11 protein-coding genes are annotated in these 14,286 nt (G+C 40.3%); 4 read left to right on the top strand and 7 right to left on the bottom strand.

Annotation, left to right across the window (positions count from 1 at the left end):
• Positions 1-37: 37 nt before the first annotated feature.
• Positions 38-3,397: a transcription-repair coupling factor gene (gene mfd / locus ACQK2H_RS01355; protein ID WP_425389679.1), complete on the bottom strand. Its 3,360-nt coding sequence runs from the start codon at positions 3,395-3,397 to the stop codon at positions 38-40.
• 346 nt (positions 3,398-3,743) lie between these two features.
• Here mfd and ACQK2H_RS01360 point away from each other — a divergent pair, with 346 nt between their 5' ends.
• The gene (locus ACQK2H_RS01360) at positions 3,744-4,511 is read left to right on the top strand and encodes a S1/P1 nuclease (protein ID WP_425389680.1); all 768 of its coding nucleotides are present in this window, start codon (positions 3,744-3,746) and stop codon (positions 4,509-4,511) included.
• Here the strand turns inward: ACQK2H_RS01360 and ACQK2H_RS01365 are convergent.
• The gene (locus ACQK2H_RS01365) at positions 4,508-4,966 is read right to left on the bottom strand and encodes a hypothetical protein (RefSeq protein ID WP_425389681.1); all 459 of its coding nucleotides are present in this window, start codon (positions 4,964-4,966) and stop codon (positions 4,508-4,510) included. The two genes, ACQK2H_RS01360 and ACQK2H_RS01365, sit on opposite strands and share 4 nt — an antisense overlap.
• A 93-nt stretch (positions 4,967-5,059) precedes the next feature.
• Between ACQK2H_RS01365 and ACQK2H_RS01370 the strand changes: the two genes are divergently transcribed.
• Complete coding sequence (locus ACQK2H_RS01370) at positions 5,060-6,553, top strand: DUF4301 family protein (protein WP_425389682.1); 1,494 nt, start codon at positions 5,060-5,062, stop codon at positions 6,551-6,553.
• Here ACQK2H_RS01370 and ACQK2H_RS01375 read toward each other — a convergent pair.
• Together ACQK2H_RS01375 and ACQK2H_RS01380 are read right to left on the bottom strand one after the other, a co-directional pair.
• On the bottom strand, positions 6,550-6,912 hold the full coding sequence (locus tag ACQK2H_RS01375; RefSeq protein ID WP_425389683.1) for a response regulator: 363 nt from the start codon (positions 6,910-6,912) through the stop codon (positions 6,550-6,552). The two genes, ACQK2H_RS01370 and ACQK2H_RS01375, sit on opposite strands and share 4 nt — an antisense overlap.
• Positions 6,912-8,165 carry a sensor histidine kinase gene (locus ACQK2H_RS01380; protein ID WP_425389684.1) on the bottom strand — a complete coding sequence of 418 codons (1,254 nt, stop codon included), beginning with the start codon at positions 8,163-8,165 and terminating at the stop codon, positions 6,912-6,914. The genes ACQK2H_RS01375 and ACQK2H_RS01380 overlap by 1 nt, the downstream gene beginning before the upstream one ends.
• 97 nt (positions 8,166-8,262) lie before the next feature.
• Here ACQK2H_RS01380 and ACQK2H_RS01385 point away from each other — a divergent pair, with 97 nt between their 5' ends.
• Both ACQK2H_RS01385 and ACQK2H_RS01390 read left to right on the top strand, forming a co-directional pair.
• Positions 8,263-9,276 carry a ligase-associated DNA damage response exonuclease gene (locus ACQK2H_RS01385; RefSeq protein ID WP_425389685.1) on the top strand — a complete coding sequence of 338 codons (1,014 nt, stop codon included), beginning with the start codon at positions 8,263-8,265 and terminating at the stop codon, positions 9,274-9,276.
• Positions 9,273-10,862, top strand: coding sequence for an ATP-dependent DNA ligase (locus ACQK2H_RS01390; RefSeq protein ID WP_425389686.1), 1,590 nt, complete (start codon positions 9,273-9,275; stop codon positions 10,860-10,862). The genes ACQK2H_RS01385 and ACQK2H_RS01390 overlap by 4 nt, the downstream gene beginning before the upstream one ends.
• On the opposite strand, the gene ACQK2H_RS01395 is transcribed toward ACQK2H_RS01390, so the two are convergent.
• The 3 genes from ACQK2H_RS01395 to rnr all read right to left on the bottom strand — a co-directional run bounded on the left by ACQK2H_RS01395 (position 10,859) and on the right by rnr (position 14,267).
• Entirely contained in the window at positions 10,859-11,407 is a 549-nt protein-coding gene (locus ACQK2H_RS01395; RefSeq protein WP_425389687.1) for a hypothetical protein, read from the bottom strand. The two genes, ACQK2H_RS01390 and ACQK2H_RS01395, sit on opposite strands and share 4 nt — an antisense overlap.
• A 117-nt stretch (positions 11,408-11,524) precedes the next feature.
• Positions 11,525-12,064 (bottom strand): hypothetical protein, encoded by a 540-nt coding sequence (locus tag ACQK2H_RS01400; protein ID WP_425389688.1) that lies wholly within the window; start codon positions 12,062-12,064, stop codon positions 11,525-11,527.
• 31 nt (positions 12,065-12,095) lie between these two features.
• Positions 12,096-14,267, bottom strand: a complete 2,172-nt coding sequence (gene rnr / locus ACQK2H_RS01405; RefSeq protein WP_425389689.1) for a ribonuclease R — start codon at positions 14,265-14,267, stop codon at positions 12,096-12,098.
• Positions 14,268-14,286: the final 19 nt, after the last annotated feature.

Consider the following 14,286-nt stretch of genomic DNA (forward strand, 5'->3'; position numbering starts at 1 on the left):
TTTATCAGCCAATTTATTGTCTGAATCAGCAGAATTCTCAAGCTGGAGTCATTGGCGAATGCATTTGATCAATGACCAATCTTGCATTTTCAATCGACCCAACATTTTCAACACTAATCAATAATTTGTTTTTTACCTCCTTCATTTTGCTATCATGAGGATTAGACTTTATGAAACCCAGTACGTTTCCAAAACGATTTGATTGGAAATACTCCTGAGGTTTTTTATCGGAAATGTAGCAACGCATTTTGTTGTTTTTGATAGTTACTTTTTCAAATCCGATTTGAATGGCCTTCCACCTTAGACGTACAGTTTCTGTCAGGTTTTTAACACCATTGGGCAATGGCCCGAAACGATCCACCATCATTTTTATGAAATTGCCAAGCTCTTCTTCCGATTTAAGGTCATCTAGCTGTGTATACAAACCAAGCCGTTCAGAGATATTGCTCACATAGCTTTCAGGAATAAGCGCTTCAAAATCTGTCTCGATGTTGCAGTCTTCCACCATCTTGTCAAGCGCTTCTTTGTTTTTAAGCAGATCATTCTCAAAAAGCTGCTTGTATTCACCCTCCTTCAATTCCTGAATCGCTTCATCCAGAATTTTGTGATACATATCAAACCCGATATCGTTGATAAATCCACTTTGCTCAGCACCGAGTAGGTTGCCGGCTCCTCTGATATCCAAATCGCGCATGGCTACTTTGAAGCCGTCTCCTAAATCTGAAAATTCTTCCAGCGTATTGAGTCGTTTTCTTGCATCACTTGTCAATGCTGAAGAAGGAGGCGTCAGCATAAAGCAATATGCCTTTGTATTTGATCGCCCAACACGTCCTCGCATTTGATGCAGGTCCGAGAGTCCAAACATGTGTGCATTGTTAATAATGATGGTGTTCGCATTTGGAATGTCAAGGCCACTTTCAATGATGTTCGTAGAAACCAAAACATCGTAATCACCTTCAATGAACTTCAGCATTACTTTTTCTAGCTGTGGACCTTCCATCTGACCGTGAGCAATACCAATTCGAGCATTCGGCACCAACTTGAAAATCATATTTCCAACCTGCTCAATGTCACTTACTCGATTGTGAACCATGAATACCTGACCTCCCCTTCGAAGTTCGTGACTAACAGCATCACGAATTACTTCCTCATTAAACTCATGAAGCTCTGTTGTTACAGGTCGTCTATTTGGAGGTGGAGTAGATATGATTGAAAGGTCACGCGCACCCATCAATGAAAAATGAAGTGTACGTGGAATTGGTGTGGCTGTTAAGGTTAGTGCGTCCACATTTACCCGCATGTCTTTCAATCGCTCTTTGACCTTCACTCCAAACTTTTGTTCTTCGTCTATGATCATCAAACCAAGGTCTTTAAACTCAATGTCTTTATTCACAATTCGATGGGTTCCGATGAGAATATCGATTTTACCTTCTTTGACTCTCTTCTTAATATCTGTGATTTGCTTGCTCGTCTTAAACCGATTGATATAATCTATGCTGACCGGCATGTTTTCTAATCTGGACTCAAATGTTCTATGGTGCTGCATGGCCAAAATAGTGGTAGGAACCAAAACAGCTACTTGCTTACCAGAATTTACCGCCTTAAATGCAGCTCTGATGGCAATTTCTGTTTTGCCAAAGCCTACATCTCCACAGACCAGCCGATCCATGGGGTGTTCCTGTTCCATATCAGCCTTGACATCACCAGTCGCCATGGATTGATCGGGTGTATCCTGATACATGAAAGAAGATTCTAACTCTGCTTGCAGGTAATCATCCGAAGGAAAAGCGTATCCTCGTGCCGCTTTTCTTTTCGCGTAGAGATCAATCAGGTCTTTGGCTATATCCTTGACCTTCCGCTTGATTTTCTTTTTCTTGTTTTCCCAGTCGGGAGAACCAAGCTTGTTAATAGATGGTGGTTCACCTTCTTTGCCGGAATATTTTGAAATCTTGTGGAGGGAATGTAAACTGACATACAACAAGTCATCGTCACGGTAAACCAGCCGAATGGCCTCTTGCTTGTTAGAACCTACATCTACGGTATCCAGCCCGGCAAACCTGCCGACTCCATAATCGATGTGAGTGACGAAATCTCCCGGTTGTAGAGTCTTTAGCTCTTTGAGCGTAAGGGCCTTTGTTTTGGTGAACTTCTCCTTGCCCTTATATCGATGGAACCGATCAAAAATCTGGTGATCGGTGTAGATGGCAATTTCTTCGTGATCATCTATGAACCCTTCACGGAGTGAGGCAGTGACTCCTTCAAAAGTGAGCTCAGGATCTATCTCTTCAAAAATGGTTTCCAGTCGCTCGATTTGCTTGAATGACTCGGCAGCTATGAATTTTTTATAATTTGTCTGTTGGAGCTCTCTTAGATTATCAGCTAGCAGGCTAAAGTTTTTGTGGAAAGAAGGCTGAGGTCGAGTGGCCATGGTCAGCTCTTCATCAGGCTGCAGGTAGTATCGTTTACCAAACTCAATTTTTGTAAACTTTTCAATCGAAGCGGTAAAGGACTGTTGTGTTTCAAAAAGCTGATCTGGGGAGGTAATGAGTTTTGAATTGCCACTCATTTCTTTGATTACCTGAAATTGCTCCTCGACTTTATGAAACGACTTATCGATTATGTCAAGCGATTGCTGATAATCTTTAAGCCAAACGAATGTTTCCTTAGGGATGTACTCTAAAAATGATTGACGCTCCTCACTTACTAGTTTGGTTTGAACATTTGGAATGAGTGAGATATGATCCAATTCTTTTGTAGAAAGCTGACTCTCCGGGTCAAACTCACGGATCGTCTCGATTTCATCACCAAAAAGTTCTAAACGGTAAGGTTGCTCATGTGCATATGAAAAGACATCAATGATTCCACCCCTGACAGAAAACTGACCAGGCTCATATACGAAATCAGTCTTTTCAAAATCGTACGTAACCAACAGGTCGGTAAGAAATTCAACATCTAGAGATTCGCCTGGCTTTGCGGTAAATGTATTTGAAACTAGGGAGCGCTTGTTAATGACTTTTTCCGAAAGGGCCTCCGGGTGTGTGATGATGACTAGGTTGTCCTTATCATTCAGATCATTTAATACTTCAGCTCTTTGAAGAATATTTGCATTTTCTATTTCCTCAAAATGATATGGGCGTTTATAAGAAGAAGGGAACGAAACATATTCATCGCCCAAAAAGTTAGCCAGGTCATTCTGAAAGTAGGAGGCTTCTTCGAAATCATGAAGAACGACCAGGTGAACTCCTCCTATGGATTGGAAAGTTGCGGCAAACAGCAGTGCATCATAGCTCCCTGAGATTCCTTTGAGTCTTAGGTGCTTCTTTTTTTCAATGGAATCTACAATCGCTTGTACATTGGTGCTTTCTGAATATTTCTGTAATAGCTCTTTTGTGTCCAAACCTGCTGATCAAAATTTAAATGGCAAAAGTAATCTTATTACTACACGCTGATGCTCCAAATGGTTTTGAATAAAATCGTTGATATCTGCGGTTGGTAGATGTTAAACCTATGTTCATCTAAAAAATGAACTATTTCAAGATGTTATTGCAACATTTTGTGGCAATATGGGGTATTAAAGACAAAGAATTACATAATAAAATAAACTTCAGACGTTTATTAAAAACTTTCTTTTAGGTTAGGTTGGTGATTAGGCGTGTACTGTTTTTACAGTCACGCCTTCTCTTTTTTATACTTTACTTAGTGTGTTGTTTGACGACATATACGCTTCGACTTAACTTTATCGCATGAAAAAACTTATCCTTCCGCTTCTTTGCCTACTCATTACGTCACAATCATTTGGTTGGGGAGCCACCGGTCACCGCATTGTCGGACTTATTGCTGAAACATACTTGACCAAAAAAGCAAAAAAGAACATCGAGAAAGTACTAGGCCATGAGACGCTGGCCGAAGTGAGTAATTACATGGACTTTATCAAATCAGACGCTACCTATCGTCACATGTCACCATGGCACTATGCTACTATTCCTGATGAAAAGACATACAAAGAAGCAGGCACTCCGGAAGAAGGTGATATTATCGTTACTATACAGCGATTAATGGGTGAGCTTGAGAGCAAAACATTTACAGACCAAGATGAGGCGTTTGCTTTGAAATGCTTAATCCATCTTATTGGGGACATACACCAACCACTGCATGTGGGTAACGGGGAAGATCGTGGAGGAAATGATGTAAAACTTCAGTATTTCTGGGAAAACTCAAACCTTCACCGTGTTTGGGATAGTCAGATGATAGAAGGTCAAAAATATAGTTATACCGAATATGTAGCTTGGATTAACCACCCATCGGATCAACAACTGACAGATTGGTCATCACGAAACGTGCTAGACTGGGCAAATGAATCAAAAAGATTAAGGAATCAATGTTATGAAACCATGCCTGAGGATATGAAGCTTAGTTATCGGTACGATTATGAAAACATTGAGCTGCTAAACCAAAGATTGTTGCAGGCCGGTATTCGTTTGGCAAATGTTCTAAACGAAATATATGGCTAAAGAATCGTCATCCTAAGTTTATCAGCTGCATGCTCAAGGTCTACCAAAGCTTCAATTGCCATCACTGTATCCATCGGCACCCGGAGTATATTGGCAGCATGATGAACTTGCTCTCTTTCATCCTGTGCATAATCACCATCAGCGCTTGACATTCTGATTGCATCATATATGAGCAGTTTATTGAAGTTTGCAAAAGACCTGGTGTTGAAAGTATGGAATATTTCTTCCAGCTTACTTTCTTCAAAGTCATACTCTTCCCAATCAGCTACTATATCTTCAGCAACACCAACTGCTTCGGCACACTCTATGGTAAGCCACTCTAACTCCGGATCTGAAACTTCACCATCAGATCCTGCGATAGTCAATAGTGCATATCCGTATTCTCTCCAGCTATCTTTTGGAACCATTGATATGCCGTAGAAAGAAGGGGAGATTTTAAAAATTTCTGTGCTCATTTTGTTGGCGATTTATAAATAGTAAAACCAAATTAATTCGTTTTAATCTGAAAAAGAACAACTTCGCAATCTGAATATATATTCAAAGGAACTATGGAAAAGTTTTCATCAGCAGACAAAGCTAAAATAGAAAGAAAAGGACTAAAGGAAGAGCAAGTAGAAAACCAACTAAAACGGTTTAAAAATGGATTTCCATCTGCACATCTCATTGCTGCAGCCTCTGTTGAAGATGGGATTAAAAAAATTTCAAAAGAGGAACTTGATGCATTCATCTCTCACTATGATCGTTCGGATGTAGAGGTGATGAAATTTGTTCCTGCTTCCGGTGCAGCCACACGAATGTTTAAAGGGCTGTATGCTTTTCTTGATAAATATGATGGAACACCAGATAGCTTTGAAAGTATTTCCAGGGAAGAAAAGAAGATAGGAAAATTTTTTAGCGATTTAGATGAATTTGCTTTTTACGAATCATTGAATGAGAAAATGCTTGAAAAGCATCAATGCTCTGTAAATGATGCAAAATCAAAAAATCAATACGACGAGATAGTAAAGCTTTTGCTTAATGAGGAGGGGCTGAATTACGGAAAGCTCCCGAAAGGGCTTTTAAAATTTCATACGTACGAAAACGAAGAGAGAACCGCCGCTCAAGAGCACCTACATGAGGGGATAGCTTATGCCAAAAAGGCAAGAAAAGTAACCCTTCACTTCACCGTTTCACCGGAACACTTAAGTGACTTCAAGAACCACATTATTGAATCTATTGATTCACTAAATACTGAGGCTGAAATTGATGTGTCATTTAGCACCCAGAAAGAGCACACAGATACAATAGCCTCTACTTTAGACTTCAAGCCATTTAGAGATGAAAAGGGTCAGCTACTGTTTAGACCGGCAGGACATGGTGCACTTCTTCAAAACCTAAATGAGCTAGATGCAGATTTAATATTTATAAAAAACATTGACAATGTTGTCCCTGATAAGCTAAAGACAGAAACCATTCGCTACAAAAAGGTGCTGGCTGGAGTACTATTACACTATCAGGAAAAAGCTTTTGATTTACTGAAGAATAGTGAGGTCGGAAATGATATCATCACCAAGGAAGGCAGGAGTTTATTGAATGAGATGGGAGTAAGACACTTTAGCGATGATAAAATTCCTGTATTACTGAACCGGCCGATTCGGGTATGCGGCATGGTCAAAAACGAAGGCGAACCAGGAGGAGGTCCGTTTTGGGTTAAAAGTGGAGACTTAGAATCACTGCAAATTGTTGAATCAGCTCAGATAGACATGAAGGATACCAGCCAGAAGAAGACTTTTAAGGCGGGCACTCATTTTAACCCTGTTGATATTGTTTGTGGGGTAAAAAACTACAAAAGAGAAAAATTTGACCTCTTAAAATTCAGAGATGAAGAGACCGGGTTTATATCAGAGAAATCCTATAGTGGCCAAAAGCTCTTAGCAATGGAACTACCGGGATTATGGAATGGAAGCATGGCGGATTGGAATACAGTTTTCGTGGAAGTACCGTTGATTACATTTAATCCGGTGAAAACAGTAACGGATCTTTTGAAGACAGCACATCGCTAAAGCGATTCCTTCAGAACTGTATCTATTTCGTTGTAGTCAAAGGGCTTTTTGAACATGTGCAATACCTTTTTTGATGATAGCGCTCCCTCTATTTGTTCGTTTCGATCATACCCTGTGAGTAGAAAGCAAGGGATATCTACCATATCTGGTTTAATTCGATCAATAAGTTGAAGACCATCCATGCCGGGCATTCTCAAATCGCTTATTAAAGCATTTATAGAGTCTTTGTTTTCTTCTATTTTTTTAATGGCATCTTCACCGGACTCAGCAGTAAGTACATTATACTCTGATTCAAACCTTTTCTCCAATACAAAAAGGTTGATGATCTCATCATCTACAAAAAGGATAGTTGGTCTCACTAGGCGTCAAATGAAATTACAAATTTAGAACCTTTCCCCGGTTTTGAGGAAACATCAATGGATCCGTTATGATCCTCAATGATTTTATAAGTAATGGAAAGGCCAAGCCCGGTTCCTTTGCCCACAGGTTTTGTGGTGAAAAAAGGATCACTGATTTTTTTAAGATTCTCTTTACTAATTCCCACTCCATCATCAGTGATTTCAACCTTTATTTTCTTTCCATTTTTAGCCGTTTTTACCTTGATGGTTCCATTTTTTTCGATGGCTTGCTCGGCATTCGATATGATGTTAAGAAATGCCTGATGAAGCTTTCCTTCATTTCCAGAGATAACCAAGCGATTATTATCAAACTCTTTCATTACGTTCCCTTTATACTTTAGCTTGGGCTGCAGCATTACTAAGCTATTGTCAATTATTTCATGTAGATCACATGTTTCGTTCATCGATTCAGTGTTTCTACTAAAGTGATTCAGGCTATTGACAATGACGGTGGCTCGGCTAAGCCCCTCCTTAATTACATGAATGCACGGAGCGGCTTCAAATTGCAACTCTTTCTCTTCCTTCAACCCATCTTCCAAAACCTCAATTCCACCTTTTATAAAGTTCAGCGGATTGTTAATTTCATGGGCCACTCCAGCTGAGAGCATTCCGAGAGAGGCCATTTTTTCAGACTGAATCAATTTGTGCGTTGTATCCTGCAGTTTTTTCATTGATTCGCCTATTTGCTGGTTCTTAATGACCAGCGCATTCCTAAACAGGAAGGTATAGATAGAAACAATGGAGAAGACAAACACTGAACAAAGAAGCCCATGAGTATTCGCAAGGTATTCGGGAATTAAATTTTGGGTTAGCTCAAACTTGGTTAGTAAATACATTGAAGCCATACATATCGCAGATACTACCATGAAAAAATACCGGTCTTTTATAGGGCGATAGAAAAAGGCTAGAAGAGGCGGAATCAGAAATTCAAGCAACCCTGAGGAAAGAATTCCTCCTGTGTAGAATATTTGATAAAAGAAGATGGAAATAGCTGTGGTTATGGACAACCGGAAAAGTGTAATGAGCCCAACTGATAAATAGGACAGCCCACCATATAATACGAACAGTAAAAATGAGCCGAAAACAGGCATATAAAGCTTTGGCACATCAGCTATGTAATAAAAAATGCCAAAGACAAGTGTCGACACGTAGGCCGATATCATAAGAAAAAGGTAGAACCCTTGTTCTTTCTTAAGATAAGGTAGATTTTTCAAGGAGGTGATTAGATTATAAATCTAAATTAGAAACGAAAAATCACAATCAGTGAATAGTCTCTAAAACCTTCGATTAAAAGGGTAGTTTACCCTTTAAATGTCCACACCATTACTCTCTTTTACGAATAAAGGAATTTATTGTCCGGCCGGAAAATTTTACATTGATCCATGGCAACCTGTGAATGATGCCATTATCACCCATGGTCATGCGGATCACTCACGCCCGGGCCACAGACAGTATCTGACCCATAAGGACTCAGTATCAATATTGAAGTATCGACTTGGCAACATTTCTATAAATGGTATCGGATACAATGAGACTGTCTTGAAAAATGGAGTGAAGGTAAGTCTTCATCCTGCAGGTCATATTTTAGGGTCTGCACAAGTGAGAGTTGAACATAAAGGAGAAGTTTGGTGTGTTTCAGGTGATTATAAAACCGGGCCTGATCCGGTAGCGGTTGATTTTGAGCCTGTAAAATGTCACACGTTTATTACTGAATGTACATTTGGCTTACCGGCATTTAATTGGCCTACAGAAAAAGAAGTAATTAATCAAATTGAGAACTGGTGGAGGACCAACATTAAATCAGGCAAAGTCAGTATACTCACTGCTTACGCACTTGGAAAAGCACAACGTATTCTCGCTATGATAGACACGTCCATTGGCCCGATCTATTCACATGGTGCAGTGGATGCGATCAACCAAATTTATCAAAAAGAAGGCTTTCTCTCCGGACACTTTCCGTATGTGGATCCATCAACTCCAAAACAGCAGCTGGAAGGAGCCCTCATAATCGCACCTCCATCTGCTGTGGGATCTGCTTGGGGAAATAAATGGAAACCACTTTCTATCGGGATGGCTTCCGGCTGGATGATGCTTCGCGGCTCAAGAAGAAGGAGAAATGTTGATGGAGGGTTTGTTCTTTCAGATCATGCGGATTGGAAAGGGTTAAATACTGCAATAAAGGAAACTGGCGCTGAGAATATAATTTGTACACATGGATACACGGAGGCATTTAGTGAATGGCTCAATCATCTCGGATACAATGCAGTTTCAGAAAAAACACTCTATGAGGGCGAGTCATTGGAAAACAAAGCGGAGGAGCAATGAAGCACTTTGTTGACTTATTCGAAAAACTGGATCAAACCACGAAAACCAATGATCGTGTTTCAGCCTTAAAAAATTATCTGGAGAAAGCTAGTGACCAAGACAAGCTGTGGACAGTTGCCTTGCTTTCGGGAAAAAGACCGAAGCGAAAGGTGAACTCCACGCGAATGAAAGAATGGGCAGCCGAGATTGCGGGTATTCCTTTGTGGCTCTTTGAAGAAACCTATCAGGTAGTTGGAGATATGGCAGAAACGATTTCACTCTTGATCCCGAATGATGAGGGAGTGTCAGAGGTGAGTCTTGCAGAATGGATGCAAGAAATCATTGATTTAGGCGAAAAAGAGGAGGAAGAGAAGAAACAGTATATTGTTAGCAAATGGAAAATACTGAATCGCAAGGAGCGATTTATTCTCAACAAACTTATCGGCGGTAGCTTTCGAATTGGGGTTTCGCAAAAAACCATGGTCAAGGCTTTGGCTCAATTCACCGGGAAAAACGAAAATGACCTTGCACATCGATTGATGGGAAATTGGTCACCTTCAACACACACTTATGAAGAACTAATCTTAACAGAAGATGGCAATGAGGACCTTTCACGACCATACCCATTTTATCTGGCGTATCAACTTGACGAAACATCGACCTTTGATGCGGACCCGAAAAAGTGGATTGCAGAGAGAAAATGGGACGGTATTCGAGGACAGTTAATCAAAAGGGAAGGAGAGGTTTTTGTCTGGACAAGAGGTGAAGAGTTGGTTACTGATAAATATCCAGAATTAAAAGCGCTGGGAAGTACGCTTCCTGATGGAATAGCTATCGATGGAGAGATTTTGCCTTTCAAGGATGGAAAACCTGGTACTTTTAATGAATTGCAGCGTAGAATCGGTCGAAAAACGGTTGGTAAAAAGCTGCTTAATGAAGTTCCCATTATTTTACTGGCTTATGATTTACTGGAGTTTGAGGGTAAGGATATAAGGATTGAATCATTGCTGGAGAGAAGGAATAAGTTAGAAACACTAGTTTCTAAGGCTAATCATCCAGACCTGCACTTTTCAAATGAGATAGCTTTCACTTCAATTGAAGACCTGTCAAGAGAAAGAAAAAATGCCAGAAAACATCATTCGGAAGGCTTGATGCTAAAAAGAAAAGACTCTGAATATAAAGTAGGCCGAAAACGCGGAGACTGGTGGAAATGGAAAGTAGAACCAATGGTCATTGATTCGGTATTGATTTATGCCATGCGGGGACATGGGCGCAGAGCAAACCTATTTACCGATTATACATTTGCTGTATGGGATGACGACCAGCTGGTGCCATTCACCAAAGCATACAGTGGGCTAACCGATGAAGAATTCAGGCAAGTGGATCGTTTTGTGAAGAACAACCTGATTGAAAAATTTGGTCCTGTTCGTAGTGTGAAACCAGAATTGGTGTTTGAGATTGCGTTTGAAGGAATTGCCGAATCCTCACGTCACAAATCAGGAATTGCATTAAGGTTTCCTCGAATGAGCAGGTGGAGAAAAGATAAAAAGCCTGAAGATGCAAATACACTTGATGATTTAAAGAGCTTGCTAAAAGCGTATGGTTAAGCAGCCTTTGCCTCTTTTACAGAATCTTCAAGTAAGGAATACACTTCATTGATTTCTTCGTTTGGCTCAGCTTGCTCAGACTTGAATTGAAAAAGTGTTAGTTCTTCTTTATTGATTAGCTGAATCCTAATTGAAATCAAATGCTCTTCAATGGAGTTTCGGGCAGCAGTGGTGTATTCATCAATAAACTGAGAATGAAGGGTGATGGATGAAATCATTTTTAGTGGCTGATCTTCCTGATGATAAGTGTCGATAATTGCAGTAAATGTGTTCTTGTTTAGGTCTATTGCCAAACTGGATTTTTTCGAGAAATAAATTCTACGAATGATTATTGCGCCGATTACTCCACCTATCAATACAACACCATAAATCGCACCAGCAGAAAACACCGGAATGGCAAGAAAGACGGTAACAAATAGCAAAACCAGGGCTCCCATGATACCTGCTTTGCGTTTGATAGTAATTACGCCATCCTTGTATTTGAAGGAATAGCTGTTTTCTTCAAGAAGGTCAATAGCCTTCCTGCTGAGATTGGGTGATTTCATACGTAATGCGTTAAGACCTATTTATATAGCTGGCCTTAAATCTGAAGATTAAGGTAAGAAAAATCTTTAGTAATACTGTGAGATTCGTCGAATATTGTTTTAAAAACACCTCTGTGCCTAGGCAGCATTAGATGCCTCCTGATTGGAAATGATAGTTTTTAAATATTCATAAACTTCATTCATTTCCTTCGAGGGTTTAGCATGATCAGACACGAGCTTAAACAAAGGGATCTGCGTTTCATTTTCAATCTCCAAACCAATAGTCACCTGATGTTCTTCACTGGTGCTTTTGAATGCACTGGAATATTCATCTACAAATTTTGAATGAATATAAACTCCTTTGATCTCTTCAAAGGAGAATGACTTACTTCGATCATCAAGTTCAAGTGTTTGCTTTGCAAGATCAATGGCCAGCTTTAAACTTCCGGGAATTCGCTTGACTAACGGACGGAAAATGAGAAAAGCCACAATAAGAGCTCCTAGACCTGCCCACCATTGAATGGCAAAGAAAATGCCGATGATGATTGCACTAAAGATCATTACAATGATCAGCCCAACCCGGTCAGTACCTGTCTTTTTAAAAAGGATTTGACGGTCATTAGACTTATAGGAGTACCCATTGTACTCGATCATATCGGTGGCTTTTTTGCTGAGCATATCTTATTACTTAACTGACTAGCTCACTAATTTACTCATTCACCAATTCTAAATCAATCGTTCTGCGATCAATGTCGGTCTTGGCAACCAGTACTTTGAGTTTGTCTCCTAATGTGATAATGCGTTTATTGTTTCTCCCAATAACGCGCATTTGCTTCTCGTCAAACTCATAGAAATCATCATCCAAATCACTCATTCGGATCATTCCCTCACATTTTGTTTGTATTATTTCTACAAATATTCCCCACTCAGTCACTCCTGAAACAATTCCTTCAAACTCTTGTCCCAGCATGGTTTCCATAAACTCCACCTGCTTGTATTTGATAGATGCACGTTCTGCATCTGCAGCTCGCTTCTCACGTTCCGATGAATGCATACATAATGGCTCATATTCCTCATCGCCTACATTTTTGCCGCCTTGTAAATAATGCTCAAGCAAACGGTGCACCATCACATCCGGGTATCGTCTGATCGGGGAAGTGAAGTGAGTGTAATGATCAAAGGCCAATCCGAAGTGACCCCTTGGATCGGTAGTGTACTTGGCTTTCGCCATGGATCGGATGGCAAGTGATTCAAGCACGTTTTGTTCAGGCTTGCCCTGGATATCGTCCATCAGCTTATTTAAACCACCGGAAAGGTTTTTACCCAAATCCATTTTGTGACCAAACTTGGCTGCAAAAGAAGAAAAGGTGCTTAGCTTTTCAGGATCCGGATCATCGTGCACGCGATATACAAATGTTTTGCTTCCTTCTTCCTTTCCTTTTTCCTTCCATTTATAAATGTGAGTGGCTACCTCCTTGTTGGCAAGCAGCATAAACTCTTCGATCATTTTATGTGCATCTTTTCGTTCTTTAGGAATCACCTCAAGTGGCTTTCCATTTTCATCCAGTCGGAACTTTACCTCGACTGTTTCGAAATTCACCGCTCCATTTTGGAACTTCTTCTTTCTGAGATGTTTAGCGATATCATTTAGCGTGACGATCTCTTTTGTGAAATCACTGTCTAATCCCTCAATGCGCTCTTGCGCTTCTTCATAGGTAAACCTTCGGTCTGATTTGATGACGGTTCGACCAAACCATTTTTTTGAAACCACCCCTTTGGAGTCAATTTCAAAGACAGCAGAGAAAGTGAGCTTTTCTTCATTTGGTCGCAAAGAACAAAGCCCATTTGACAATCTTTCCGGAAGCATGGGGATGGTGCGGTCTACCAGGTAAACCGAAGTGGCCCGATCAATGGCTTCTTTGTCCAGCTCCGTTCCTTCATCCACATAATGAGACACATCAGCGATGTGAATACCGATTTCGTATTTTCCTTTTTCCAGTTCTTTGATGGATAGTGCATCATCAAAGTCTTTTGCGTCATGCGGGTCAATGGTGAAAGTGGTGATACCCCGAAAGTCACGACGTTTTTTGATCTCTTCTTCCGTAATAAGGTCAGAGATTTCATCAGCGGCTTTTTCGATCTTCTTTGGAAACCGGAAGGGTAAACCAAATTCAGCCATGATGGAGTGGATTTCTGCTTCATTCTCTCCAGCCTGTCCAAGGACTTCCGTCACAGTTCCGAGTGGGCTTCTGTTTTTCTTGTCGTGCCACTTGTCAATTTTGACCATGACCTTATCATTCGGCTTTGCCTTACCAATCTTTTCAGGGTAGACCATGATGTCAAAATGGATGTTTCGACTATCTGGAATGACGAAGGAAAACTTTGGTGATACCTCAATTCGTCCGACAAATTCTTCTCGGTTGCGTTTTAAGATATTGACGACCTTGCCCTCTGGCCGGTAGCCTTTTCCTGATTGCTTGGTAATCAATACACTGACCAAATCGCCATGTACTGCAAAATTTAAGTCATCGGTTTTTACCCAGATGTCTTCTTCTGGTTCTGGAGTGACCACATATCCAAAATTTGGATTGACATGATCGACTGTTCCCTGAATGTATTCGCTTTCAGCATTGCTGACAAAGCGACCATCACTTAGTCTCCTGATTTTTTCTTTGCTTTCAAGGCTAAAGAGCTGACTTTTTAAGTAGTCTTTTGATTTTTTATCTCGAAGCTTTAGATGCCTGATGAGGTCTCTGTAGCCATATGATTTTCCATCATTTAGTGAGAAAATCTCGTGGAGTTTACTCTTTATTTCTTTGACGTGGTTTGGTTGTTTTTGTTTGGATCGTGATCCTAGTTTCTTTTTTCGTTTTTTACTCATGTTAGTTTTTTTGACCGTG

It is taken from the genome of Ekhidna sp., from assembly GCF_965228795.1.
GTDB lineage: Bacteria > Bacteroidota > Bacteroidia > Cytophagales > Cyclobacteriaceae > Ekhidna.